The organism is Cellulophaga lytica DSM 7489 (assembly GCF_000190595.1).
Taxonomy (GTDB): domain Bacteria; phylum Bacteroidota; class Bacteroidia; order Flavobacteriales; family Flavobacteriaceae; genus Cellulophaga; species Cellulophaga lytica.
Genome location: NC_015167.1, coordinates 2,917,731 through 2,940,389, shown reverse-complemented (window position 1 = coordinate 2,940,389; position 22,659 = coordinate 2,917,731). Strand labels below are relative to the sequence as shown.

The window sequence follows — 22,659 nt, the reverse complement described above, 5'->3', positions numbered from 1 at the left end:
CTACAAGTACATAAACAAAAATAAAACACACTTAAATACCTAAAAACAAGAGTTTTAACTAAAAAAAAGCACGTTAAGTGATTTAACAAATAGTACAAATATGTTACTTTTTTCTATATTTTATTTCATTATTGAATGATTTATGTTACATTTAAGCTTTAGTATAATTTTAACAAATACACCAACTCTTGTAACCTGTTACAATAACAAGTGTTTTTTAAAGTAAATATTATATTTAAAATAACTAATCAACCAAAACCTTTAAAAGGCATATTTTCTACCTTAGAAAATATGTCTTTTTTATTTACATACAAATCAATATTATTATTTTTGCAAACTAAACAAATGCTATGCTAGGCTTAAAACTTCCTACAGACCCAAGATGGGTGAATATTGTAGAAAAAAACATTGATGACATTTTAACGGACCATGCTTTTTGCGAACAAAAAGCTGCAGCAACAGCAATTTCATTAATTGTTAGTTTTCCAGAGTACACAGAGTTGGTACAAGAGATGGTTGCTTTAACTAGAGAAGAAATGGGGCATTTTAAAATGGTTCATGATAGAATTATTGCTCGTGGTAAAACATTAGGCAGAGACCGTAAAGACAAATATGTAGTAGATTTATTAAAGTTTTTTCCTAAAGGAGGTAGTAGAACCACACAATTAGTACACAGACTTTTATATGCTGCATTAATTGAAGCTCGTAGCTGTGAGCGTTTTAGGCTACTCTCTGAAGAATTAGCCGATAAAGAGCTTGCTGAGTTTTACCGAAAATTAATGGTAAGCGAAGCCGGACATTATACTATGTTTTTAAATTTTGCTAGACAATATGGAGACCGTGATGAAGTAGACCAAAAATGGCAAGATTTGCTTGAGTATGAAGCTACCCTAATGAAAAACTTAGGAGCAACTGGTAACGTACACGGATAAACATTAGATAGAGTCTTTGTTTTTCTGATACAAAGTTTTAATCATACCATCTGAAAGGCCTATTTTAGGCACATGTATTTTTTTAGCTCCAGACCACTTTGCTGATGATAAAAATACACGTGTGGCTGGTATAATTACATCTGCCCTATCTTGATTTAAACCCAATTCAGAAACCCTATCTTCATAAGACATACTCTCTAAAAAATGATACTGAGCATTAAGCCAAATATAAGATAAAGGTTCTCCTATTTTTCGGCCAGACATTTTATGTAGCTTATTTATATTACCACCAGAACCTATTATAGACACCTTAGACAAATCCTTAGTATACAATTTTATCCATTCTTCAAGTTGACTCCATACTTTTGCTCCAACCATATCATTAAGTAACCTAACAGTACCTATTTTAAAAGATTTTGATGCTATTAATTTTCCTTCAGAAAAAACAGTAAACTCCGTACTACCACCACCAACATCTATATATAAATATGCTTGGTCATTATTAATAAGTTCTTTTAAATCTGTAGAAGCTATAATAGCAGCTTCTTTTTTGCCATCTATAACCTCTATATTAACACCAGCTTCTTCTCGTATTTTTTCAATAACCTCATACCCATTATTAGCTTCTCTAATTGCAGAAGTTGCACAAGCCATATAACTTTCTACTCCATTAACATTCATTAATAATTTAAAAGCCTTCATAGCATCTATCATACGCTCAACATTACGGTCAGATATTTCACCAACAGTAAATGAATCTTCACCTAAACGTATAGGAACCCTAACCAAAGAACTTTTCCTAAATTCGGTTTTCTTGTCTTTAGCTTCTATAATATTATGTATAAGCAGCCTTATGGCATTAGAGCCAATATCTATTGCTGCAAGCTTAAAAATCTTCAAAATAAAAAATCTATTTACTTAATTTATTCTTGTAATAATTATATAATTCAAACTGAGATCGTAACTCAGGCGCATCATTTTTACGGTATGCATTATCTTGCTTTTCTGAAAAAATACGAGCTTTTAAATTATCATTCCAAGAAATATCAAACGTATCTAGTAATTCTTTTTTTATGTCTTCATCATAAATAGGGCAACCAACCTCTACTCTAAAGTCAAGGTTACGTGTCATCCAATCTGCAGACGAAATATAAACTTTAGGATTACCATTATTACCAAATACAAATAACCTAGTATGCTCTAAAAACTTATCTACAACACTTATGGCTTCAATATTCTCACTCATTCCTTTTACTCCAGGAATTAAACAACAAACACCTCTAATAATTAGCTGTATTTTTACACCTGCATTACTAGCCTCATACAATTTGTCTACCATTTTATAAGACGTTAGGCTGTTCATCTTAAGTTTTATGTAGGCTTCTTTACCTGCTTTAGCGTTTTCAATCTCTTGATCTATTAACGCTTTAAAAGCATTTTTTGTATAATGAGGAGAAACTATTAAGTGTTTGTACTTATTAATTTTATAGGTAGTTTCAAAAAAATCAAAAACTTTGTTTAATTCTTTTAATATTGACGAATGCGCCGTAAAAAGTGTATAATCTGTATAAATTTTAGCCGTAGACTCATTAAAATTACCGGTACTTATAAAGCCATAGCGTTTTAACTTTTCATTCTCTTCTCTTTCTATTAAACATATTTTACTGTGTACTTTTAAGCCCGGTACACCAAAAATAAGTTTAACTCCTTCTGCCTGTAAAAGTTCTGCATATTGTATGTTTGCTTGCTCATCAAACCTGGCTTGCAACTCTATCTGGACCGTTACCTGCTTACCATTTTTAACAGCGTTAATTAATGAAGATACTACCTGAGAGTTACTAGCAAGCCTATAAACTGTTAATTTTATAGTTCTCACTTGCGGATCTAAAGCTGCTTCTCTTAAAAATTTAGTAATGTAAGAGAAAGTATGATAAGGAGTATACTGCAAATGATCTTTCTCTGCAATTTGCTCTAATATGCTGCCTTCAAAATTAAAATCCTTAACTAATAAAGGTGTTATTTTATCATACATAAGATCTTTACGTCCTAAACTAGGAAACTTCATATAATCCCTACGATTATGGTAAATACCACCAGGAATAATACTATCAGTTTCTTCAATCCCCATTTTCTCCATTAAAAAAGACAACGTATCTTTTGCTATCCTTTTATCGTAAACAAAACGCACAGGATCACTAATTTTACGATGCTCTACACTTGAAGATATTTTTTCAATAAAACTTTTACTTAAATCGTTATCTATATCTAGCTCTGCATCTCTAGTTATTTTAATCATATGTGCAGATATAGACTCATAAGTAAACATATTAAAAATATGACGTAAAGAATATCTAATTAAATCATCTAAAATAATGATGTAGTTTTTATCACCTTCTTTAGGTAGCACCACAAAGCGGTCTATATCTTTTGGTATTTCTATTAAAGCGTATTTATTTTCTGGCACCTCTTCTGCACCATCCAAACTGGTTAATACCATTTTAACGGCCAAATAAGCCGCAGTATCTTTTAATAAAGGAAATTCTCTTAAATCATTTAAAACAATAGTCATTAAACGCGGACTAACTTTTTCCATAAAGTAAGTCTTAATAAAAGCGGCCTGACTTTTACTAACTTCTTTTTCGTTAATGATAAATATGTTTTCTGATTCTAATTCTTTTTCAATATCACCAAGAATTTTTAAACTTTTAGTTTGCTGCTTAATTACGATTTTGGTAATTTCTTCTAATAAATCTTTTGCTTTTTCTCCTCCCAAAACACTTTTACCTGTTTTACCAGCATCTACAATACGCTTTACAGTTGCATAACGTACTTTAAAAAATTCATCTAAATTATTAGAGAATATACCTAAAAAACGTAATCTTTCTATTAAAGGCACTTTAGTATCTGCGCTTTCTTGCAGTACACGTGCATTAAAGCTTAACCAACTAATTTCTCTATTTATGTATTGATTTTTTGACTTAATCATTCTTTAACTGTTTAGGAAATATTACATTCTGCGTACTACCTTTGGCAATAGCATTCCAATCTAAAATATTAAAACTTAACTCGACCAATCCAGACGTAGGCACATTATCTATTACTTTATCACCATACATATTTACAATGTGTGTTAAAGCGTGGTTGTGACCAAAAATTACAACGTTTTGCAATTTATTATCTAATGATTTTATAAACTTGATAACGTGCTCTCCAGAAAAATCATAAAGCTCGTCATAAATGCGTAGCTCGTTAGAAGGTATATTTAAAACTCTTAAAAAGATATTACATGTATGCAAAGCTCTATTAGCCGGACTAGAAAAGACAGCATCTATAACCGGCTCTTTTAGTGCGCTAGCAACCAAATAAGCATCATTAATACCACGTTCTAACAGAGGCCTATCTCTGTCTGAAACATCGTAATTCCAAGAGGATTTTCCGTGACGAATTAGGGTAAGTTTTTTCATTTAATTTTAATGCTACTATAGATTAAAAAATTAAATGGAAAAATACAAAAACTTATTAGATTTAACTTAAAGTATTAATGGTTCTTAATTATTTTTTAATCTTTTCTCCATTTTTTTGTTTCTTCAAAAACGTGAGTCAAGATAGCTTCATCTTCTGCAGTAAACTCAACATTACGCCTTGCCATCATAATTTTAGCAGTTTCAAAAGCTTTTTTAGTACCGTATGTTGTAAAACCAGATGCACCACCCCAACTAAAACTAGGAACAAAATTTCTAGGGAAACCAGGCACATAAATATTTACATTTACACCAACTACTGTACCTGTATTAAACATTGTATTTATAGCACTTTTACTGTGGTCACCCATCATTAAGCCACAAAACTGTAAGCCAGTTTGCTCAAAGCTTTCGCTATCATAATTCCAAAGTCTAACCTTAGCATAATTATTTTTTAAGTTAGAGTTGTTAGAATCTGCACCAATATTACACCATTCTCCCAAAACAGAGTTTCCTAAATACCCCTCATGACCTTTACTAGAGTAGCCAAAAATAACAGAGTTACTAACCTCACCACAAACTTTACCGTAAGGCCCAATAGTTGTTGCTCCGTATATTTTAGCTCCCATTTTTATTACTGCATTGTTGCACAATGCCAACGGACCACGTACCATAGCGCCTTCCCAAATTTCAGCATCTTTACCTACGTAAATAGGTCCTTTTGTTGCATTTAGCATACAATACTCCACTTTTGCACCTTCTTCAATAAAAATATTATCGGGGTTTATAAGTGTATTAGTTTTAGATATTGCAGCACTTTTTCTGCCAGCAGTTACCAAATCAAAATCTGCTTGTAAAGCAGCTTCATTTTTAGAAAAGATATCCCAAGTTTTTTCAACAGTTAGTACGTCTTCCTCAAAAAAGATTTCTTCATAAGAATTAAAATCTACTTCTTCCTGCGCTTCTTTTGCAAAAAAAGCAACAATATTATCTTTATGATATATGACTTGGTTTTCTTTTAAGTTTTCTATTAAAGCAACCAAACTAGAGTTTGGCAAGTATGAAGAATTAATCATTACATTTTCCTCTAACTCTACCATTGGAAACTTATCACTTAAATAGTCTTCTGTTATTGTACTTGTAGTGCTCCCTAAAAACTTTTCCCATTTTTCTCTAATAGTAAGTATTCCTATTCTAATTTCTGCAACAGGTCTAGTATAAGTAAAAGGCAACAAAGCTGTTCTTGCAGCACCATCAAATAAAATATAATTCATAAGACTAAAGTATTTTGTATTAAACTAAAAAAGTCACGTTTCAAAACTAATTGAAAAGTGACTTTTTAAATATTATTGTAAAGAAATTATTACTTTGAAAATTTCTTGTATTTGTTCTTAAATTTATCAATACGCCCAGCAGTATCTACTAATTTAGCTTTACCTGTGTAAAATGGGTGTGATGTTCTAGAGATTTCTAATTTTACTAATGGGTATTCAACACCATCAACCTCTAATGTTTCTTTTGTATTTGCTGTAGATTTAGTTAAAAATACTTCATCGTTAGACATATCTTTAAACGCTACTAATCTATAATTCTCTGGGTGTATACCTTTTCTCATTTTTTAAAACTTTAATTCTTCTAAATAAATTTAGCGGTGCAAAAATACGCTTTTTTATGAAAACCACAATATTAAAGTAAAAAAAATAATAAAAAAATAACTCGTTTTTTTCTGTAACAAAATTAATAAAATGAATACTTATAATATAACAACCAAAAAACAAAAATTAAAATGGAAGAGAATACACCAAAAACAGGGAAATATGCTTTAAAATATGGTTTAATGCTAGGCGGTATTAGTATTGCCTTTGTACTAATGTTATTTTCACTAGATATGCATTACCAAGGAGGCGCAATGGTATTTTTAATTAGTGTTCTATTGTCTTTAGCTTTTATCATAATAGGTATGGTACAATTTAAAAAAGATAACGGAGGATTCATATCTGTAGGTCAAGCTTTAAAAGTAGGTGTAGGTATTAGCTTAATAGGTGGCATAATAGGCGTAATATTTAACCAAATACTTGCAGGTGTAATAGACCCTGATTTTATGGCTAAAGCAACTGAATATCAAAAAGGAATGCTTTTAGAATCTGGTTTATCTATGGAACAAATAGAAGCTAATATAGAAATGTCTAAACCTTTTCAAACCCCTGTAATGCAGATCTTATTTGGTCTTCTTTATAGTATAGTTGCAGGGTTTCTACTTTCATTAATTCCTGCATTCTTAATAAAAAAGCAAGAAACAATTTAGGAATTTGTACTTTTGAATATATTTTCAAGAGTACCTTATGAATTTATCTATTGTTATTCCTCTTTTAAACGAGGAAGAATCTTTAAAAGAACTACATGATTGGATTGTATCCGTAATGCAATCCAATCATTTTTTATATGAAATACTTTTTATAGACGATGGTAGTACAGACAATTCTTGGAAGATTATTTCAGAACTTTCTGCTGCAAATACTAATGTAAAAGGCATACGTTTTTTAAAAAACTTTGGTAAATCACAAGCATTACATGCAGGTTTTAAAGCTGTAAAAGGTGATGTTATAATTACTATGGATGCTGATTTGCAAGACAATCCAGAAGAAATTCCTGAACTTTACAACCTTATTGTTAAAGATGGTTTTGATCTTATCTCTGGTTGGAAAAAAAAGCGTTACGACTCTGTAATTGCTAAAAACTTACCCTCTAAATTATTTAACTGGGCAGCACAAAAAACATCTGGTGTTAAACTGCACGATTTTAATTGTGGATTAAAAGCCTATAAAAAAGAGGTAGTTAAAAACATAGAAGTTTCTGGAGAAATGCATCGTTATATTCCTGTACTTGCTAAAAATGCAGGTTTTACTAAAATTGATGAAAAAGTTGTGCAACACCAAGCACGTAAATACGGAAGTACTAAATTTGGTATGGAACGTTTTATAAATGGTTTTTTAGATTTAATTACTATTTGGTTTTTATCTAAATTTGGAAAAAGACCAATGCACTTGTTTGGTGCTTTAGGCGCTCTAATGTTTATTATTGGGTTTGGATTTGCACTTTATTTAGGTATAGATAAACTTTTTCTTAATAGATTTGGCAGATTAATTACAGAACGACCACAATTTTACATTGCCTTAACCGCTATGGTTATGGGTAGTCAGTTATTTTTAGCCGGCTTTATAGGAGAAATAATTGTACGATCTAAAAAAAATGAAACAAGATATTCTATTTCTGAAAAATTAAATATCAACTAAAATATATTTTACCACTTAAAACCATTAAAAATGAGTTCTATTTTAGACACAGCAAAAACTTGGCTAACGGCTACTTTTGATTCAGATACTAAAACAAAAGTAGAGCATTTAATAAATAACAACACAGAAGAATTAAACGATAGTTTTTATAAAAACCTAGAGTTTGGTACTGGTGGTATGCGAGGCGTAATGGGAGTTGGTACTAACCGTATTAACAAATACACATTAGGGAAAAACACACAAGGTATAAGCAACTATTTAAAAAAAGTATACCCTAATGAAGATTTAAAAGTTGTTATAGCTTACGATTGTAGACACAATAGTGATACACTTGCCAAAACCGTTGCAGAGGTATTTTCTGCAAATGATATACAAGTCTATTTATTTTCTGAATTAAGAACCACTCCTGCTTTATCTTTTGCTGTTAAACATTTAAACTGCCACGTTGGTATTGTGCTAACAGCTTCTCATAATCCGCCAGAATATAACGGTTACAAAGTATACTGGACAGATGGCGGACAAATTGTACCTCCACAAGATAAAGAAATTATTGCAGAAATAAATAAGTTAGATTTTAGTGAAATTAACTTTAATGCTAATGAAACTAAAATTGAGTTAATTGACACAGAAGTAGATGAAGCTTTTTTAAGTGCATCTGTAAAAAATGGTAGTTTTAATGCAAAAGATAAGGACAACTTTAAAATTGTTTTCACTTCTTTACACGGTACGTCTATAACTGCTGTGCCAGAAGTTTTAAAGCGTGCTGGTTATAAAAATGTAACCATTATTGAAGAGCAAGCTAAACCAGATGGTGATTTTCCTACGGTTGTTTCTCCTAACCCAGAAGAACCAGAAGCATTGTCTATGGCCATAAAAAAAGCTGAGGAAATTGGTGCTGATATGGTTATTGGTACAGATCCAGATTGTGACAGACTAGGTATTGCTGTTCGTAATTTAGAAGGTAAACTAGAACTGCTAAACGGAAACCAAACTATGGTTTTAATGACTAAATTTCTTTTAGAACAACGCAAACAAAAAGGGTTTACTGGAGATGAGTTTATTGGTTCTACTATTGTTTCTACACCAATGATGAACAAGTTGGCAGATTTATATAAAGTAGAATGCAAAACTGCTTTAACAGGCTTTAAATGGATAGCTAAAATGATAAAAGACGCACCTAACCAATATTTTGTTGGTGGTGGAGAAGAAAGTTTTGGTTTTATGGTTGGTGACTTTGTTAGAGATAAAGACGCGGTTACCTCTACCCTATTGGCTTGTGAAATTGGCGCAAACGCAAAAGCAAACGGTAGCTCTTTTTATCAAGATTTAATAGCTACTTATGTTGATTGTGGTTTCTACAAAGAAAAGTTAGTCTCTTTAACCAAAAAAGGCGCTTCTGGTGCTGAAGAGATTAAACAAATGATGGTAGATTTTAAAGACAATCCTGTTACTACTATAGATGGTTCTAAAGTAGAATGGATAGAAGACTACAACACATCTACAGCAAAAAATGTAATTACAGGAGAAGAAAAAGAAATTAACATTCCTAAATCTAATGTACTAATATACATTGCAGAAGATGGAACAAAAATGGCTGCAAGACCAAGTGGTACAGAGCCTAAAATAAAATTCTATTTTAGTGTAAATACCAATTTAGAAAAAGCGGAAGACTTTTCTGTTGCAAACAAACAGTTAGAAGAAAAAATAAACAGAATTCTAAAAGAACTGAATTTAAATTAATGAAATATTTTCAAAAAATACTAGTATATGCAAAGCCTTATAAAACGTACGCAATACTAAACATAATTTCTAATATCTTTTACGCTTTATTTAGCACGCTAGCAATGGTATCTTTATTTCCTATGCTATCTGTATTATTTGGGCAAACAGAATCTATTACTGTTGCTCCAGAGTGGACGAGTATCACAGAAATTAAAGATTACACAATAAATTATTTAAACTATTACATTACGCAAAATGTTGGCAGCGGTAACCAAGGAGACGCTTTAATGTTAATGGTTGGTTTGGTTATAGGTATGTTTTTCTTAAAAAACTTATTTGGCTATTTAGCTATGTATTTTATCGCTTTTTTAAGAAACGGTGTTTTAAAAGATTTAAGAAATGCTTTATATAACAAAACTGTAGAACTACCAATATCTTATTATTCTGAAAAAAGAAAAGGAGATACTATTGCACGTATAACTTCTGATGTTTTAGAAATTCAACACTCTTTTTTATCTGTTTTAGAATTAGCAGTTAGAGAGCCACTTACTATTATTTTTACCATTGCAATGATGGTTGCCTTTAGCGCCCAACTAACAATTTTTGTATTTATTTTTCTTCCTATTTCTGGTTTTATTATTTCATTAATTGGTAAATCGTTAAAAAAGAAATCTGATAAAGTACAGAAAGAACAAGGTACATTTTTATCAATTTTAGAAGAAACCTTAGGGGGCTTACGCGTAATAAAAGCATTTAATGCAGAACAAACTTTTGCAGGTACGTTTCAAAAATCAACCAACAGATTTTTTAAATTCTCTAATAGCCTATTAAACAGACAAAACTTAGCTTCACCCGCTAGTGAGTTTTTAGGCATTGGTGTAATTGGCATTTTACTTTGGTATGGCGGACAAATGGTTTTGGTTGAAAAAAGTATAGAACCAGAACTTTTTATTACCTATATGGGACTTGCGTACCAAATACTTACTCCTGCAAAAGCTATAAGTAAAGCATCATACGGTGTTAAAAAAGGTAATGCTGCGGCAGAGCGTGTATTAGAGATTTTAGAGACTAAAAATCCTATTGCTGAAAAAGAAAACGCAATTGCTAAGGAAGCGTTTAATAAAAACATAACCCTAAAAAATATATCTTTTAAGTACGAGGATGATTACGTGCTTAAAAACTTTAACTTATCAGTTAACAAAGGAAAAACCGTAGCACTTGTTGGTCAGTCTGGTAGCGGTAAAAGTACCATTGCAAACCTAGTTACACGTTTTTATGATGTTAACGAAGGCGAAATTGCTATAGATGATGACAACATAAAAGACCTTACTAAAAAGTCACTTAGAGATTTAATGGGCTTAGTTACACAAGATTCTATTTTGTTTAATGACACCATTAAAAATAATATTGCATTAGGTAAAACAAATGCAACTGAAGAAGAAATTATTGAAGCTGCAAAAATTGCAAACGCACACGACTTTATAATGGAACAGCCAAATGGTTATGACACTAACATTGGTGATAGCGGAAATAAACTAAGTGGCGGACAAAAACAACGTTTATCTATTGCACGTGCAGTACTTAAAAATCCTCCAATAATGATTTTAGATGAGGCTACCTCTGCTTTAGACACAGAGAGCGAGCGTTTGGTACAAGACGCATTAGAAAAAATGATGCAAAACAGAACCTCTATTGTAATTGCTCACAGGTTGTCTACCATACAAAGTGCAGACACAATTGTAGTGTTACAAAAAGGAGAAATTGTAGAGCAAGGCACACATACACAGCTAATAAACAACAACAACGTCTATAAAAAATTAGTAGATATGCAATCATTTGACGTTTAGTATTAAACCTTTTTGTATAAATTAAGTCAAATACACAAATAGTACACTATTGATGACCGAAGAAACTTTAGTACATCAACTAAAAGAAAAAAACTCTCAAGCAAAAGCTTTTGAGGTTCTTGTTGATACCTATAAAGAAAGGTTATATTGGCACATACGTAAAATTGTACTTAACCATGATGATGCAGATGATGTGCTACAAAATACATTTATAAAAGTGTATAGAAATATTGATAAGTTCAAAGGCGAAAGCAAACTGTTTTCTTGGATATACCGTATTGCTACTAATGAATCCTTATCTTTTTTAAAAACAAAATCTAAAATGCTTGGTGTTACAAGCCACGAATTACAAGATTTACTATTAGAGAACTTGCAATCTGATGTTTATTTTGAAGGTGACGAAATACAATTAAAACTACAAAAAGCAATTAGCACATTACCAGAAAAGCAAAAATTAGTATTTAATATGAAATATTTTGACGAATTAAAATACGAAGAAATATCAGAGATACTAGGCACTTCTGTTGGTGGTTTAAAGGCATCTTACCATCAAGCAGCAAAAAAAATTGAAAATTATTTAAAAAGTAATTAAACCATTTAGAGTATTGACAGTCAAAGAATAAGTATGAAAAGCCTACCAAAAAATAGCGGATTTAAAATGCCAGAGTCTTATTTAGATAATTTCTCTGAAAAACTGAACAATACTATTGCTCAGGAACAAAGCGCTATTCCTAAAAAAGAAGGCTTTACAGTACCAGATAATTATTTTGACAGTATACACCAAAATATACAAACCAAACTAAACCAAAAAACAGAACCTAAGGTTATAAAACTAAGTTCTTTTAAAAAGAGATTATACGCAACATCTAGCATTGCTGCGGTAGTAGCTATTTTAATTGCTGCAGTAGTTTTTAACAACAGTTCTACCCCTATATCTTTTCAAGACATAGCTGCCTCAGATATTGAAAGCTATTTTGATGAAAATGATATTGATTTCCCTACCTACGACCTAGCACAAATAATATCAATAGATGATATTAATGTGTCTGACGTTACAGAAAGTGAAATTAACGAAGATGAAATTATGAACTATTTGGAGTCTAACAATGGTATAGACATACAAGGTATTTATTTAGATGAAGATGAAAAATAAAATCCAAACATTAATAACTATTCTAGTTTTCTTTATAGGAACTACGTTTTTCTATGGACAAAGAAACGACTGGGAAAAAATTAAATCTTTAAAGGTTGCTTTTTTTACAGAGCAATTAGAACTATCTAGCAATGAAGCTAAAAGTTTTTGGCCTATTTATGATGAGTTTGAAAAAGAACTTCATAAACTATATGATGACAGGCGAAACTTAAAAAGAAAATATGACTACAACAATTTATCTGAAGAAGACTCTAAACATTTACTAGAAACTTACATAGAGTTTGAAAAAGAAAAAGTAGACATTACCAAAACATATTATGCTAAAATAAGCAAAGTATTAAACTACAGAAAAACATACAAACTTGCTCGTTTAGAAGAAGACTTTAAACGCAGACTAATACGTGAATACAGGGACAAACATAAAAAAGGAAAGCAATAAGTTTTCCTTTTTTTATTATTTAAAAATTAATTTAGATATGCGGTCTTTACCTGCTGCATAAGCAAGGGTATCATTTACAAACCTAATGGTGTAAAAACCTTCTTTAGACAACTCTTTCCACGTCTGTCCTTTATCACTAGAATATGCAATACCTGTAAAACCTACAGCTACTAGTTCATTACCATTGCGCTCTGGCACAAATTGCACACAACTTTTATAATCTGGTTCTTTGCCATCTGCAACTAAACTCCAGGTTACACCACCATCTGTGGTTATTGCTTTATTTTTAATGTTTTGTTCTGGCTTTGTAAAATCTCCTCCAATAGCAAAACCTAAATTTTCGTTATAAAAATCTAAAGAAAAAATTCCGTGTGTTTCTCCCAAACCTGTCATTGGTACACTAAATACATCCCAAGTAGTTCCTTTATCTGCAGAGTAAAAAACACGACCTTTAGTGGTAGCTATCCAAGTTTTATCTCCTACAATTTTAATGTTGGTATTACTTGCTGCAAAAGCACCTTCACCAGCAATACCTTCAGGTAAATTATTACACGCAATCTTATTCCAACTATTACCACCATCTCTAGTAACAATAACAGATAAGCAACCATCTACACTATCGCCAACCGCAATACCTTCTTTAGAGTTCCAAAAGTTAATTGCATCATAAAAAACGCCATCACCTTTTTCGGTATAAACCAATTCCATTTTTCCGTTTTCACCTGTTTTATATAATAAAGCTGGGTTAGTTACAGATAACATAAAAAAATCTGCTCCAGTTGTACCAACAGCTCTAAACTCAGGTAAAATAGTATCGTATTTTTGCACATTGGTTATTACCTTATTTGTTTTTAAATCTACAGAGCCAAAAACACCATTGTTACCCGCAAAACCTACACTACCATCTAAAACCTCAATAGCTCTAATACTTACATTTTTAGTGTAAACGTCTTTTACTACAACAGAGGTAAAAGGTTTAACCTCATTTTTTTGTTCACAAGCAAAAAGAGCTAAAGCACAAATTGCCACTACTAATTTCTTCATTTTCTTCTAATTTTGTGTATTCTACAAATACTTTACATTATAAGTATTTACTATTTAAATACGTAGATACAGCCTAAAATAGCTATTTACACATATATATTTCATCAAAAATAAGTGTATTCCTTTCTAAAACAATACCTTTGCAGCCATATTTTTTTTAAACTAATTGTTAGTGTTTTATCTTTTTAAAAATTACACAACATAAATTTAAAACTTATATAAATTCTAGTTTAAAGTTTTACATAAAAACTCCTAGAAAATAAAAACAATAAAAAGTAAAAATGAAGTTACACAGAAACTTAGTATTTGCGGTAATAGACGCACTTAACCTTATTTTTAATGAAGATGAATATGCAGATAAGGTTGTAGAAAAAGTTTTAAAATTTGATAAACGTTGGGGATCTAGAGATCGTGGTTTTATTGCAGAAACCACGTATGAAATTGTACGCTGGAAAAGATTATATACAGAAATTGCCGAAGTAAAAGCTCCATATAGCAGACCTAACCTGTTTAGAATTTGGGCTGTTTGGGCTGTTTTAAAAGGCATAGAATTGCCAGACTGGAAACAAATTGAACCAACACCTACAAGAAGAATTAAAGGAAGATTTGATGAATTGTCTAAAATTAGAAAATTTAAAGAATCTATACCAGATTGGATTGATGAAGTTGGAGAAAAAGCTTTAGGTGATAAAAAATGGACAAAAGAAATTAACGCTTTAAATAAACAAGCCGAAGTAGTTTTAAGAGTAAATACTTTAAAAACAACAAAGGCCAACTTACAAAAAGCTTTATTAGAAGAAAATATAGTTGCCAATCCTATAAAAGGATATCCAGATGCTTTAACACTTACAGAAAGAGCTAATGTTTTTAGAACAGAAGCGTTTAAAAAAGGAATGTTTGAGATGCAAGATGCGTCTTCACAATTAGTTGGTCACTTTTTAGATGTTAAACCTGGGCAGCGTGTAGTAGATACTTGTGCTGGTGCAGGAGGAAAAACATTGCACATTGCTGCTTTAATGGAAAACAAAGGGCAATTAATTGCTTTAGATATTTATGGCAATAAATTAAAAGAATTAAAAAGACGTGCAAAAAGAGATGGTGCACACAATATTGAAACTAGAGAAATAGACTCTACCAAAGTAATAAAAAAACTGTACAACAGTGCAGACCGAGTGTTAATTGATGCTCCTTGTACTGGTCTTGGTGTACTAAAACGTAATCCAGATGCTAAATGGAAATTACAACCAGAGTTTTTAGATAAGATTACAAAAACACAACAAGAAATTTTACAAAGCTATAGTAGAATAGTAAAATCTGGAGGTAAACTGGTATATGCCACTTGTTCTATTTTACCACAAGAAAACAACGACCAAATTATAGCATTTTTAGCCTCAGAAGCAGGTAAAGATTTTACCCTTGTTAAAGAAAATAAAGTTTATGCATCTGACTCTGGTTATGATGGTTTTTATATGACTTTATTAGAAAAAAAATAATACGCCTAACAATACAACATAAAAAAAGTCGGCTCTAACCAGCCGACTTTTTCGTTCCCAAATACAAATTATCAATTATAATCCAATCCTAACGCTAGGTACTCTAACGCCAACATTAGTCCTTACTACAGTTGAGCGTCTTGGAGCTCTTCTGTAATTATTATAGCTATAGTAAAACGTAGCATGACTGTGGTAATGGTCACTATGATGACAGTGAGAATCACAATGTGCAGCGTGTTCTGCATACGCATCTCTCTTACCCTTCATATACGCTCTATAAGCCTTTCTATCTCTTTTCTTTAAGTTTTTCTCATATGCCTTTTGGTCTTCCCAAAATTCTTCCTCATCTTCTACAGCTATTTCTGTAGACTGTTCATAAGCGGCATCTTCTTTAGCTCTTTGTTCATAGTAAGATAGTTTTTCTTTTTCTGTAACTTCTTTCTCTTGCCCTACCACAGTAAATGTTACTGTCATTAAAATTGCTGTAAATAAAAAATGTACTTTTTTCATAAAATTTGGTTTTTAAAATGTTATTACAACCATTAATAATGCTGCAATACACTCTTAAAACAATCAACACTAAAAAAACCCTACTTTATTTTTCAAAAAAAATTATCTACCACATAAGTTGCTTAACAAACAACAACTATACAATGGTTTACAACATATAATTTATAAAACTAGATATTGGTAATACATTAGCAGTATAATTAGTCAGAATAAATTTTTCATTTTCATATAGTGTTCTCGTAAAAAGAGTCTTGTTTTTGCCAACAAGACTCTTTTTTATTTATAAACAATTAAAAAACAGCGCTTTACTAAGATCCAAATACCAATAAAAAAACATCACAACATAAATTGCTTAACAAACAACAACTATACAATAGTTTACAACATATAATTTATAAAACTAGATATTGGTAATACATTAGCAGTATAATTAGTCAGAATAAATTTTTCATTTTCATATAGTGTTCTCGTAAAAAGAGTCTTGTTTTTGCCGACAAGACTCTTTTTCATTTTAGATTCTTTTAAACACAAACTAGTCATTTCTTTATTAAAGAATAAAACGCAAACTAGAGATAGAAGAAATTAACAATCACCACTAAAAACTGTTAACTATTCTTGTGAAAATTTACACTTAAAAAGTGTAAATTTGTGGCTTGTTAAACAAAACAACACAAGAGCTACAATGATTCACTTTTTCGGAGACCAAACCAGCAAAGTTTTTGCTGTAGAAACCAAAAATAATCTTACACAAGAAGATATTTCTAAATTAATATGGCTTTTTGGCAACAATCCTAAAATAAATGCGGCGTCTCTTGACGCCTTTTTTGTTGGCCCAAGAGCAGCAATGATTACTCCTTGGAGTACCAACGCTACTGAAATTACCCAGAATATGGGTATAAAGGGCATTATAAGAATTGAAGAATTTTTTGCATCTACAGCAGAGGCAAAAGATTTTGATCCAATGATATCTCAAAAATATACTGCTTTAACTCAAGATATTTTTACAATAGCTATTACACCAGAAGAAGTTTTACCTATTGATGATATTGCAGCCTATAACCAACAAGAAGGCTTAGCATTAAGCAACGAAGAAATTGAATATTTAGAAAGCGTAGCTACTAAAATTGGAAGAAAATTAACAGATTCTGAAGTTTTTGGTTTTAGTCAAGTAAACTCTGAACACTGTAGACATAAAATTTTTAACGGCACATTTGTAATAGACGGACAAGAAAAACCTTCTTCTCTATTTAAGTTAATAAAGAAAACATCTCAAGAAAACCCAGGTACAATTGTATCTGCTTATAAAGATAATGTTGCTTTTATTAAAGGCCCAACGGTAACACAATTTGCTCCTAAAACAGCAGATAAACCAGATTTTTATACTGAAGAAGAATTTAATTCTGTTATATCATTAAAAGCAGAAACTCACAATTTCCCTACTACCGTAGAGCCTTTTAATGGTGCTGCTACTGGTTCTGGAGGTGAAATTAGAGACAGGTTAGCTGGCGGAAAAGGTTCTTTACCTTTAGCTGGGACCGCGGTTTATATGACATCTTACTCTAGGCTAGAAGAAAACAGGCCTTGGGAAAAAGCAATGGAAGAACGTCCTTGGTTGTACCAAACACCAATGGATATTTTAATAAAAGCATCTAACGGAGCATCAGATTTTGGAAACAAATTTGGGCAACCATTAATTACTGGTTCTGTTTTAACTTTTGAGCATCAAGAAGATGCTCGTAAACTTGGGTTTGATAAAGTTATTATGCAAGCTGGTGGTATTGGTTATGGTAAACATACCCAAGCTTTAAAAGATGAACCTAAAGATGGTAACAAAATAGTAATTCTTGGTGGAGACAATTACCGTATTGGTATGGGTGGCGCTGCTGTATCTAGTGCAGACACAGGAGAATTTGCTTCTGGTATTGAACTAAATGCAGTGCAACGTTCTAACCCAGAAATGCAAAAAAGAGCAGCAAATGCCATACGTGGTTTGGTAGAAAGTAATGAAAACCCAATAGTTTCTATACATGACCATGGTGCTGGCGGACACTTAAACTGCTTGTCTGAACTTGTTGAAGATACAGGCGGACATATAGATTTAGATAAATTACCTGTTGGCGACCCAACACTTTCTGCTAAAGAAATTATAGGTAATGAGTCACAAGAACGTATGGGACTTGTTATTGGTAAAGATGATATGGGCTTGCTAGAACGTATTGCAGAACGTGAACGTTCTCCTATGTACGAGGTTGGTGAAGTTACAAACAACCATAGATTTACTTTTGAGTCTAAAACCACAGGAGAAAAACCTATGGACTTGGCTTTGGAAGATATGTTTGGTAGTTCTCCTAAAACTATAATGACAGATACTACTGTAACTCGCAACTACCAAGATCCTAATTACTCATTAGAGTTTTTTCATGATTATTTAGAGCAAGTTTTACAGTTAGAGGCTGTTGGTTCTAAAGATTGGTTAACAAATAAAGTAGACCGTTGTGTTGGTGGCCGTGTTGCCAAACAACAATGTGCAGGCCCACTACAATTGCCACTAAACAACTGTGGTGTAATGGCATTAGATTTTAAAGGTAAAGAAGGTATAGCAACCTCTATAGGGCACTCTCCTATTTCTGGTTTAATAAACCCTGCTGCAGGTAGTAAAAATAGTATTACAGAAGCATTAACTAATATTGTTTGGGCTCCTTTAAAAGATGGCTTAAAATCCGTTTCTTTATCTGCCAACTGGATGTGGCCTTGTAAAAACGAAGGTGAAGATGCCCGTTTGTATGAAGCTGTAGAAGCTGTATCTAATTTTAGTATTGCCCTAGGTATTAACGTACCAACAGGTAAAGATTCGCTTTCTATGAAGCAAAAATATAAAGATGAAGAAGTTATATCTCCTGGTACAGTAATTATTTCTGCTGCTGCAAATTGTAATAATATAAACCAAGTAGTAGAACCTGTTTTACAGAAAAATAGTAATGCTATTTACTATATAAATTTATCTAAAGACAGCTTTAAACTAGGTGGTTCTTCTTTTGCGCAAACACAAAATAAAATAGGAAATAGCACTCCAAATATTACCGATGCTGCTTATGTAAAAACAGTATTTAACACACTACAAGACGCTATTAAAGCTGATAAAATTAACGCAGGACATGATGTTGCCTCTGGCGGTTTAATTACAACTCTACTAGAAATGTGTTTTGCTGATGTTAATTTGGGTGCCAACTTAGACTTATCTGCTTTAGGTGAACAAGACACTATTAAATTATTATTTGCTGAAAATGCTGGTGTTGTTTTTCAGGCAGATGCAAGTGTAGAAACGTTATTTGCTAATGCTGGTGTAACTGCTATTAAAATTGGTACTGTGGTTGAAGAAGCTACGTTAACCATAAAAAATAATGGTATGGAAATGGGCTTAAACGTAACATCGTTAAGAGATACGTGGAGCAAAACGTCATACTTATTAGACAATAAACAAACGGCTAATAATTTAGCAAAAGACAGGTTTGATAATTATAAAAACCAGCCTTTACAATATACTTTCCCTGCTAATTTTACAGGTAAATTACCTGTAATAAACGGAGAAAGACCAAAAGCAGCTATTTTACGCGAAAAAGGAAGCAACTCTGAGCGTGAAATGGCAAATGCAATTTATTTAGCCGGTTTTGATGTAAAAGATGTGCATATGACCGATTTAATATCGGGACGTGAAACCTTAGAAGATATTCAGTTTTTAGGAGCCGTTGGTGGTTTCTCTAACTCAGATGTACTTGGTAGTGCAAAAGGTTGGGCTGGCGCAATCAAATACAATGAAAAAGCCAATAAAGTAATAAACGACTTCTTTAAAAGAGAAGACACTTTATCTGTTGGTATTTGTAACGGTTGCCAGTTATTTATGGAGTTAGAACTTATTAACCCTGAGCACGAGCAACACGGAAAAATGACATATAACGATTCTCATAAACACGAGAGCAACTTTACCTCTGTTAAAATTGAAGAAAACAATTCTGTAATGCTTTCTACTTTAGCGGGTACTACATTGGGCGTTTGGATTAGTCATGGCGAAGGTAAATTTAGCTTACCACAAAATAAAGAAGACTACAATATTGTTTCTACCTATGGTTATGAAGGTTACCCTGCAAATCCAAACGGTAGTGATTTTAATACTGCTATGTTGTGTGACAAAACAGGAAGACACCTAGTAACAATGCCACACATAGAGCGTTCTACCTTCCAATGGAACTGGGCAAATTACCCAACAGACCGTAAGGATGATGTTACGCCTTGGTTAGAAGCATTTACAAATGCCAGAGAGTGGATCTTAAAACAAAAAGGATAATATTTCTTTTTAAATCATAAAGTAAAATCCCGTTTCTTAGTTGAAACGGGATTTTTTATGCTTGATAAAACAACTTATCTTCACACTGCAAAACTCATTAATCCATATGAAAACTATTACCGACTTCACTTCTTCAACAGACTCAAAAGAATGGCATACCATTACAGATGCTGTCATGGGTGGTGTATCTAAAAGTAATTTTGAAATTACAACAGATAACATCGGTCTTTTTAGTGGTTACGTATCGCTAAAAAATAATGGTGGTTTTGCAATGGTTAAACATCACACTACTGCATATTGCAAAGATTTTACTACTATATGTATTACATTAAAAGGCGATGGTAAAGCATATCAAATTAGAATAAAAGAAAACACAGCAACAAAACATTGGTTTATTGCTCCTTTTACAACAAATGGAGATTGGCAAACCATAGAAATTAAACTAAGTAATATGTATGCAATGTTTAGAGGAAATAAGGTTGATATTCCTAATTTTAATGGTGATAACATTAATGAGATTGCCTTTTTAATAGGCAATAAAAAAGCTGAAGATTTTAAATTAGAACTTAAAAGTATTGCTTTAAAATAACAATCTTACTTTTTTAAGCTTCGTTTATTTATTAGTCTTTTTAGCTGTAAAAAACCGTTTGTTACATTCCCTTTATTTACTACAATTGGTATTGCCAAGGTTACCAAAAGAGCTATACAAGCGGCAGAGCCTAATCCGCCTCCAAAGCCTGTAAACAATTTACTCGTATTTAAAAAAAGTATTGTGAAAATTGTTCCAGATACGCCTATTGTCCAATAGCTCTTTACAAGGTTAGAAGATACCATACCTATAAAAGAAGCTCCAAAACATACCAATGGTAAATTCTGTGATAAATAACTTGTTAATACATTTGGAAACAACAAAACAAATAAAGCAGAAAAAACACCTACCAATGCAGATGCTCTAACAGCACTTTGCTTGTATTTAAATTGAAGTAAATAAGTTAGTATAGCAGATAAACTACCTGCAAATATTACTATAAAGTGTGCTATTTTCATTTTGACAATAAAAAAGTTATAAAAAAAGCCAATACTACACCACCAAAAGCCAATGTACCAAGCTTACCTCCTACTCCGTGAAAACTATCTTTAGAGCCTACTAAAAGTAAACCTGTAAATACACTTGCTAATGCTATAAAAACATAATCTGGCGCTACACTAACATTTGTCATACCCACAAACGCTCCGCAATAAACAGCGGTTGGTATGGTATTTACTACCGTATTATTTTTAATTAAATTAGGAACAAAACTAACAAGCAAACCTACTGTTGAAGCTGCCAAAACGGTAGAGAAATTAAAGGTTGTGTGCAATACATAAGTTATTATTGCTCCCAAAAAAACAAAGGCAACAGTTAAAAAATGCTCAAAAGTGTGACTTTTTGCACTTACTGGTGTCTTTTTATAAGTTACTAGCAACAAAACCAATGCTAAAATTAAAAAGCCAAAAACTAAATAATTGTTTTGCTTTTCAAAAAGAATTGCAGCCAAGAAACCTAAATGACAAAGGATAATTAAACTAAAAGTAAGCTGTTTTACACGCTTCTTAATCATACTATTAATTTTCAAGTTGCAAAAATAAATAATATAACAAGTATATAACCATTTAATACGGATAAAGAAGGATGATATTTATGTTGAAATGAATTTTGTAACTTACCTAAATAATCATCAATCTATAAATATGAAAAACGAAGAGCAAAACAGTAGCAGAAGAGCTTTTATTAAAAATGCTTCTTTATTAACAATGGGCACAAGTAGTTTATTAGCATTTCCTTTAGGTAAACCAACAACTATGGTAACGCAAGAGTCAGATATTAATATAATTGGTCCTAAAGAAGGGTATAGTCCACAAATTGGGACTTTAGTTTCTATGATGACTTGGATGCGTATGGTAATATTAGCACCTGTACGCAATATGAGTGTTTCAGATTTAGACTACTTAGTAGATGAAAATGCAAATTCTATTGGCGCAATGCTTATGCACTTAGCAGCAACAGAACGTTTTTATCAAATACATACCTTTAATGATAAAACCTGGGGAGACTGGCCTAAAGAAGATAAAAAAAGATGGAGTATTGCTTCTGGTTTAGGAGATAATGCACGAAAAAAAATTAAAGGAAACGAGCTGAGTTATTATTTAGATGCATTAGATGAAGTAAGACAAAATACATTAAAAGAGTTTGCTAACAGAGATGATAAGTGGTTGTTAAAAGTTGATGAAAATTTTCCTTGGAGCCCAACAAACAACTACTGCAAATGGTTTCACGTTTGTGAACACGAGTCTAACCATAACGGACAGTTTAAGTTTATAAAAAGCAGAATACAAGCCTAAAAAACAAAAAAGCAGGATTGTAAAAATCCTGCTTTTTTTTG

General features: G+C 31.8%; 21 protein-coding genes. 12 read left to right on the top strand and 9 right to left on the bottom strand.

Going from position 1 to position 22,659, the window contains the following annotated elements:
• The first annotated feature begins 350 nt into the window (after window positions 1-350).
• Entirely contained in the window at window positions 351-932 is a 582-nt protein-coding gene (locus tag CELLY_RS12930) for a MiaE family protein (protein WP_013622129.1), read from the top strand.
• 3 nt (window positions 933-935) lie between these two features.
• Here the strand turns inward: CELLY_RS12930 and CELLY_RS12925 are convergent, their stop codons facing one another.
• The 5 genes from CELLY_RS12925 to CELLY_RS12905 all read right to left on the bottom strand — a co-directional run bounded on the left by CELLY_RS12925 (window position 936) and on the right by CELLY_RS12905 (window position 6,008).
• Window positions 936-1,832: a Ppx/GppA phosphatase family protein gene (locus CELLY_RS12925; protein WP_013622128.1), complete on the bottom strand. Its 897-nt coding sequence runs from the start codon at window positions 1,830-1,832 to the stop codon at window positions 936-938.
• A gap of 10 nt (window positions 1,833-1,842) precedes the next feature.
• Window positions 1,843-3,918 carry a polyphosphate kinase 1 gene (gene ppk1 / locus CELLY_RS12920; protein WP_013622127.1) on the bottom strand — a complete coding sequence of 692 codons (2,076 nt, stop codon included), beginning with the start codon at window positions 3,916-3,918 and terminating at the stop codon, window positions 1,843-1,845.
• A complete protein-coding gene (locus CELLY_RS12915; RefSeq protein ID WP_013622126.1) occupies window positions 3,911-4,396 on the bottom strand; it encodes a SixA phosphatase family protein in 486 nt (161 codons plus the stop codon). The genes ppk1 and CELLY_RS12915 overlap by 8 nt, the downstream gene beginning before the upstream one ends.
• A 95-nt stretch (window positions 4,397-4,491) precedes the next feature.
• On the bottom strand, window positions 4,492-5,667 hold the full coding sequence (locus tag CELLY_RS12910) for a GlmU family protein (RefSeq protein ID WP_013622125.1): 1,176 nt from the start codon (window positions 5,665-5,667) through the stop codon (window positions 4,492-4,494).
• 89 nt (window positions 5,668-5,756) lie between these two features.
• Window positions 5,757-6,008 (bottom strand): type B 50S ribosomal protein L31, encoded by a 252-nt coding sequence (locus tag CELLY_RS12905; RefSeq protein ID WP_013622124.1) that lies wholly within the window; start codon window positions 6,006-6,008, stop codon window positions 5,757-5,759.
• Window positions 6,009-6,179: 171 nt separating this feature from the next.
• Between CELLY_RS12905 and CELLY_RS12900 the strand changes: the two genes are divergently transcribed.
• The 7 genes from CELLY_RS12900 to CELLY_RS12870 are packed head-to-tail and all read left to right on the top strand — an operon-like array spanning window position 6,180 to window position 12,847.
• Complete coding sequence (locus CELLY_RS12900; protein ID WP_013622123.1) at window positions 6,180-6,698, top strand: DUF4199 domain-containing protein; 519 nt, start codon at window positions 6,180-6,182, stop codon at window positions 6,696-6,698.
• Between the two features lie 37 nt (window positions 6,699-6,735).
• Entirely contained in the window at window positions 6,736-7,686 is a 951-nt protein-coding gene (locus CELLY_RS12895; RefSeq protein WP_013622122.1) for a glycosyltransferase family 2 protein, read from the top strand.
• Window positions 7,687-7,716: 30 nt separating this feature from the next.
• Window positions 7,717-9,426, top strand: coding sequence for a phospho-sugar mutase (locus CELLY_RS12890; protein ID WP_013622121.1), 1,710 nt, complete (start codon window positions 7,717-7,719; stop codon window positions 9,424-9,426).
• Window positions 9,426-11,255, top strand: a complete 1,830-nt coding sequence (locus tag CELLY_RS12885) for an ABC transporter ATP-binding protein (RefSeq protein WP_013622120.1) — start codon at window positions 9,426-9,428, stop codon at window positions 11,253-11,255. Before CELLY_RS12890 ends, CELLY_RS12885 begins: the two co-directional genes overlap by 1 nt.
• A 52-nt stretch (window positions 11,256-11,307) precedes the next feature.
• The gene (locus CELLY_RS12880) at window positions 11,308-11,847 is read left to right on the top strand and encodes an RNA polymerase sigma factor (RefSeq protein WP_013622119.1); all 540 of its coding nucleotides are present in this window, start codon (window positions 11,308-11,310) and stop codon (window positions 11,845-11,847) included.
• 33 nt (window positions 11,848-11,880) lie between these two features.
• On the top strand, window positions 11,881-12,408 hold the full coding sequence (locus tag CELLY_RS12875; protein ID WP_013622118.1) for a hypothetical protein: 528 nt from the start codon (window positions 11,881-11,883) through the stop codon (window positions 12,406-12,408).
• On the top strand, window positions 12,398-12,847 hold the full coding sequence (locus CELLY_RS12870) for a hypothetical protein (RefSeq protein WP_013622117.1): 450 nt from the start codon (window positions 12,398-12,400) through the stop codon (window positions 12,845-12,847). The genes CELLY_RS12875 and CELLY_RS12870 overlap by 11 nt, the downstream gene beginning before the upstream one ends.
• A 15-nt stretch (window positions 12,848-12,862) precedes the next feature.
• Here the strand turns inward: CELLY_RS12870 and CELLY_RS12865 are convergent, their stop codons facing one another.
• Window positions 12,863-13,891 (bottom strand): WD40/YVTN/BNR-like repeat-containing protein, encoded by a 1,029-nt coding sequence (locus CELLY_RS12865; RefSeq protein ID WP_013622116.1) that lies wholly within the window; start codon window positions 13,889-13,891, stop codon window positions 12,863-12,865.
• 281 nt (window positions 13,892-14,172) lie between these two features.
• Between CELLY_RS12865 and CELLY_RS12860 the strand changes: the two genes are divergently transcribed.
• Window positions 14,173-15,384, top strand: coding sequence for an RsmB/NOP family class I SAM-dependent RNA methyltransferase (locus tag CELLY_RS12860; RefSeq protein ID WP_013622115.1), 1,212 nt, complete (start codon window positions 14,173-14,175; stop codon window positions 15,382-15,384).
• Window positions 15,385-15,459: 75 nt separating this feature from the next.
• Here CELLY_RS12860 and CELLY_RS12855 read toward each other — a convergent pair whose 3' ends face one another.
• Window positions 15,460-15,894 (bottom strand): hypothetical protein, encoded by a 435-nt coding sequence (locus tag CELLY_RS12855; RefSeq protein ID WP_013622114.1) that lies wholly within the window; start codon window positions 15,892-15,894, stop codon window positions 15,460-15,462.
• Between the two features lie 682 nt (window positions 15,895-16,576).
• On the opposite strand from CELLY_RS12855, the gene purL reads away from it, so the two are divergent.
• Window positions 16,577-20,236: a phosphoribosylformylglycinamidine synthase gene (purL, locus tag CELLY_RS12850; protein WP_042257449.1), complete on the top strand. Its 3,660-nt coding sequence runs from the start codon at window positions 16,577-16,579 to the stop codon at window positions 20,234-20,236.
• A gap of 106 nt (window positions 20,237-20,342) precedes the next feature.
• Window positions 20,343-20,825 carry a CIA30 family protein gene (locus CELLY_RS12845; protein ID WP_013622112.1) on the top strand — a complete coding sequence of 161 codons (483 nt, stop codon included), beginning with the start codon at window positions 20,343-20,345 and terminating at the stop codon, window positions 20,823-20,825.
• 5 nt (window positions 20,826-20,830) lie between these two features.
• Here the strand turns inward: CELLY_RS12845 and CELLY_RS12840 are convergent, their stop codons facing one another.
• Entirely contained in the window at window positions 20,831-21,283 is a 453-nt protein-coding gene (locus CELLY_RS12840; protein ID WP_013622111.1) for a hypothetical protein, read from the bottom strand.
• Complete coding sequence (locus CELLY_RS12835) at window positions 21,280-21,837, bottom strand: hypothetical protein (RefSeq protein ID WP_013622110.1); 558 nt, start codon at window positions 21,835-21,837, stop codon at window positions 21,280-21,282. The genes CELLY_RS12840 and CELLY_RS12835 overlap by 4 nt, the downstream gene beginning before the upstream one ends.
• A 130-nt stretch (window positions 21,838-21,967) precedes the next feature.
• Here CELLY_RS12835 and CELLY_RS12830 point away from each other — a divergent pair, with 130 nt between their 5' ends.
• Entirely contained in the window at window positions 21,968-22,618 is a 651-nt protein-coding gene (locus tag CELLY_RS12830; protein ID WP_042257038.1) for a DinB family protein, read from the top strand.
• Window positions 22,619-22,659: the final 41 nt, after the last annotated feature.

Coding starts and splice junctions, on each gene's coding strand:
- CELLY_RS12915 (WP_013622126.1), bottom strand. CDS start 4,396: ATGAAAAAACTTACCCTAATTCGTCACGGAAAATCCTCTTGGAATTAC.
- CELLY_RS12845 (WP_013622112.1), top strand. CDS start 20,343: ATGAAAACTATTACCGACTTCACTTCTTCAACAGACTCAAAAGAATGG.
- CELLY_RS12870 (WP_013622117.1), top strand. CDS start 12,398: ATGAAAAATAAAATCCAAACATTAATAACTATTCTAGTTTTCTTTATA.
- CELLY_RS12835 (WP_013622110.1), bottom strand. CDS start 21,837: ATGATTAAGAAGCGTGTAAAACAGCTTACTTTTAGTTTAATTATCCTT.
- CELLY_RS12865 (WP_013622116.1), bottom strand. CDS start 13,891: ATGAAGAAATTAGTAGTGGCAATTTGTGCTTTAGCTCTTTTTGCTTGT.
- CELLY_RS12890 (WP_013622121.1), top strand. CDS start 7,717: ATGAGTTCTATTTTAGACACAGCAAAAACTTGGCTAACGGCTACTTTT.
- ppk1 (WP_013622127.1), bottom strand. CDS start 3,918: ATGATTAAGTCAAAAAATCAATACATAAATAGAGAAATTAGTTGGTTA.
- CELLY_RS12930 (WP_013622129.1), top strand. CDS start 351: ATGCTAGGCTTAAAACTTCCTACAGACCCAAGATGGGTGAATATTGTA.
- purL (WP_042257449.1), top strand. CDS start 16,577: ATGATTCACTTTTTCGGAGACCAAACCAGCAAAGTTTTTGCTGTAGAA.
- CELLY_RS12860 (WP_013622115.1), top strand. CDS start 14,173: ATGAAGTTACACAGAAACTTAGTATTTGCGGTAATAGACGCACTTAAC.
- CELLY_RS12880 (WP_013622119.1), top strand. CDS start 11,308: ATGACCGAAGAAACTTTAGTACATCAACTAAAAGAAAAAAACTCTCAA.
- CELLY_RS12910 (WP_013622125.1), bottom strand. CDS start 5,667: ATGAATTATATTTTATTTGATGGTGCTGCAAGAACAGCTTTGTTGCCT.
- CELLY_RS12840 (WP_013622111.1), bottom strand. CDS start 21,283: ATGAAAATAGCACACTTTATAGTAATATTTGCAGGTAGTTTATCTGCT.
- CELLY_RS12875 (WP_013622118.1), top strand. CDS start 11,881: ATGAAAAGCCTACCAAAAAATAGCGGATTTAAAATGCCAGAGTCTTAT.
- CELLY_RS12900 (WP_013622123.1), top strand. CDS start 6,180: ATGGAAGAGAATACACCAAAAACAGGGAAATATGCTTTAAAATATGGT.
- CELLY_RS12905 (WP_013622124.1), bottom strand. CDS start 6,008: ATGAGAAAAGGTATACACCCAGAGAATTATAGATTAGTAGCGTTTAAA.
- CELLY_RS12885 (WP_013622120.1), top strand. CDS start 9,426: ATGAAATATTTTCAAAAAATACTAGTATATGCAAAGCCTTATAAAACG.
- CELLY_RS12855 (WP_013622114.1), bottom strand. CDS start 15,894: ATGAAAAAAGTACATTTTTTATTTACAGCAATTTTAATGACAGTAACA.
- CELLY_RS12895 (WP_013622122.1), top strand. CDS start 6,736: ATGAATTTATCTATTGTTATTCCTCTTTTAAACGAGGAAGAATCTTTA.
- CELLY_RS12830 (WP_042257038.1), top strand. CDS start 21,968: ATGAAAAACGAAGAGCAAAACAGTAGCAGAAGAGCTTTTATTAAAAAT.